Below are 3140 nucleotides of genomic sequence, written 5' to 3'. Positions count from 1 at the left end.
TCTTTCGCTTTCTGCTATATCTTTTTTTTAATTTACCCAATACACCTTTTTCAATTAAATCCAAATCCCCTGCTAAGAATATTTGCGTGTCCAGTTCGCAAACAGATCCATAAGATATATAAACCATCCTACTGTAATCCAGGGTTGTCTTTCTTCCTTTCACTCGAATCCTTGAATCCTTGCCCCCTTGAACCCTCTGGTATTAATTGGAGATGTCTTTCGAGACGTTTGCAGGTTTTGCAAACGTCTCGAAAGGCCAATTTTGAACAGAACAGCGAGCGCATTATTCTTCGAATTACTTCGTTCCCCGCAGCTTGCTGCGGGGAGCTTCAAAGTTACCACCTGCCCATTAATCCTCTTCCATAGTACTGGTTTCCACAAATACCTGCTCGAGGATGACTTCTCTTGCCACTTCTGCTGAACAACCGTTTTGCTTGCTGTTCCTGAGTCAGTACCTTGCTGAGCTCCAGTCGATAGTTTGTCGACTTTTCTTTTATACGGTACTGCAAATCGCTGATTTCTTTCTGCTTGGACATGATCTTGTTTTTATCGGGATTGATCTGAACCCACAGTAATTTCAACTCAGACCGCTTGCTGAAAAGCTGATTTCGCAGCGGCGTTGCTTCTTTCAGGTGTGTCTCACGCAGCGACTGAATTTTAGCCGATTGTTCGGCTGTCAAGTTCAGATTGTAGCCCTCACAACTTTCCGTGCCCATACCATGACCTCTTTCCCATCCGGGACCCCTGGCAAATACTGGGATGGTCATTACTACCACTAACAACATAGTTCCTAAAACTGTTGCTAATTTCTTCATTTTAAAATCCTCCTTTAAGGATATTTCACTTTTGCTTTCTTAGTGAGCAACGACCGTGCCAAATGAAAAATAATTGGATAACCAGCTTAAATAACAAAATAAATTTGATAGCGCTGGTTACGGATAGTATATTATGTTGTTATTTTCGGAAAAAAGATGGATAAAAAGTATCCAATTATGGTATCCTGTTGTTTACAAAGTATCCAGTTATAATGAACATTCGGCTATCAGCTTTTTTTGCTTATGCCGGCCGTGTTGAAGAAAAGCTCCCCGCTCACATGGGGTTTCAAGGTGGCCGGGTATCACCTCCTGAAGCCTGGCATCTATTTTGCTTTGGAATAAGTTTATGACAGGTAGAAAAAGAGAAAAATCATGGATTACTCTATCACCCTGGATAGTGATAGGAGCGGTGGTTGTTCTGGCGCCTATTTTTATCTTTGTTGCCGTTCAGAATATTCACAAGCAAAGAGAGAATACGACCCAGCTTTTATTAGAGAAGGGGGCGGCCCTGATAAGGTCCTTTGAGGCCGGTACGAGGACGGGAATGGGGATGCGCTGGGGCGGTCTTCAGGTTCAGAAACTGCTGATGGAAACGGCACAGCAGGCCGATATTGTTTACCTGCTGATAACAGACCTGAATGGTAAAATCCTCGCAGATAATGACCCCTCTAAAATTGGAGAATATCACGGAAAAGACCTTGACCTTGAAAAAATTCCCCGTTCCAAAGAGGTGCAGTGGCGAGAGGTCATAGATGAAAACGGTGCAAACGTTTTTGAAGTCTTCCGCCGGTTTTCCCCTACGCGCAAACACTTTCAAAGACCAAGGGGCAAAAATGTCCCAAATGACTGGTTTCGATCGTGTATAATCCCTCCGGAAGGCAAACCTTTATCCCGGTTGACTATTTTCGTCGGTCTTGACATGAAACCGATTGAATTAGCCAGAGAAGAAGATGCACGTCATACGGTGATTATGGCGCTTATTCTTCTTTTAATTGGATTTACGGGAGTAATCTCTCTTTTTCTGGTTCAGGGTTACCGTTCAGCGAGGACCTCCCTTTCCAGAATCAGGGCATTTTCCGACAACCTGGTAGAAAATATGCCCATAGGTCTTCTGGCCATCGATAGTGATGGAAACGTGTCCTCTTTCAACCAGACGGCCGAGTCGGTACTACAGCTCTCAGCCGATGAGATACTCGGCAAGAAAGCCGATCAAGTACTACCGCAACAATTACGCACACTAATTGATAAACTTAAACCCGAAACAAGAATTGTTGAAAAGGAAATAGATTGTCCCGTGAAGGATGGGAATCGTATTCCCTTGGAAGCGATAGCCACTCTGCTGGAAGAGGAAGACGGGACTTTTGCGGGATATGCTATCCTCTTCAGGGATCTTACCGAAATTAAACGCCTCAGGACGGAAATTGACCGGAGTCAGCGCCTGGCGTCCATCGGGAGGCTGGCGGCTGGGATCGCCCACGAAATTCGAAATCCCCTCAGTTCAATCAAGGGGTTTGCCACCTATTTCAAAGAACGATATAAAGACGTGCCTGAAGATCAAAAGATAGCTGAAATCATGGTTCAAGAAGTGGAACGGTTAAACAGAGTGATTGGTCAACTTCTGGAATTTGCTCGCCCGATGAATATTCGGTTGAAACCGACATCCATGCGGACACTTATTCAACACTCCCTGAAAATGATTGGGGGTCAGGCCGGAGAAAAGAATATCAAAATAAATCCGGAGATTTCTTTAGAAATGGATGAGGCGCTTATTGATCCTGACAGGATTAATCAGGTTTTACTCAACCTCTATTTAAACGCCATCGAAGCGATGGATGATGGTGGGACTCTTTCTGTGAAGCTTTTCGGAGATGATCCCGGATGGGTAAAAATAGAAATTTCCGATACCGGAGTCGGTATTCAAAAAAAAGACCTGGAAAAGATATTTGATCCTTACTTCACCACCAAACCATCAGGAACAGGCCTGGGCCTTGCTATTGTCCACAGGATAATCGAAGCCCACAATGGTGAGGTGAATCTAAAAAGTGAACAGGGGAAGGGAACTACAGTGTCTATTATGCTGCCCGCTTCTGAAGGAAAAGCCGGGTCTCCAGTTACAGATAAAGCTGATAGTTGATTACTGCCAGTCGAGCGCTTTCTAACAATGATGCACTCGTAAAAAGTCAGTTTTCTTCGCTCAGAACCATTTTGGGGACCATTGATAAATCGATTGACAAATCAATTCTGTAGGGTGGCATTTTATATGCCACCGTTTGCGGTCGGGTGTAAAACCCGACCCTACAATCTAAAACTCGTGCTAACGCACTC

2 protein-coding genes are annotated in these 3140 nt (G+C 44.3%); one reads left to right on the top strand and one right to left on the bottom strand.

All coding sequences use genetic code 11. The annotated features are described in order from the left end of the window. Window positions 1-335 precede the first annotated feature (335 nt). On the bottom strand, window positions 336-815 hold the full coding sequence (locus Q7J27_06675) for a Spy/CpxP family protein refolding chaperone (GenBank protein MDO9528828.1): 480 nt from the start codon (window positions 813-815) through the stop codon (window positions 336-338). Window positions 816-1161: 346 nt separating this feature from the next. Here Q7J27_06675 and Q7J27_06670 point away from each other — a divergent pair, with 346 nt between their 5' ends. Then, on the top strand, window positions 1162-2949 hold the full coding sequence (locus Q7J27_06670; protein ID MDO9528827.1) for an ATP-binding protein: 1788 nt from the start codon (window positions 1162-1164) through the stop codon (window positions 2947-2949). Window positions 2950-3140 lie beyond the last annotated feature (191 nt).

The sequence above is a fragment of the Syntrophales bacterium genome (assembly GCA_030655775.1).
Taxonomy (GTDB): Bacteria; Desulfobacterota; Syntrophia; order Syntrophales; family JADFWA01; genus JAUSPI01.
This window is presented reverse-complemented; position numbering and strand designations above follow the sequence as displayed.

What these genes read in the sequence shown, in the direction of transcription:
- Q7J27_06675 (MDO9528828.1), bottom strand. Translation starts at nt 815, where the DNA reads ATGAAGAAATTAGCAACAGTTTTAGGAACTATGTTGTTAGTGGTAGTA.
- Q7J27_06670 (MDO9528827.1), top strand. Translation starts at nt 1,162, where the DNA reads ATGACAGGTAGAAAAAGAGAAAAATCATGGATTACTCTATCACCCTGG.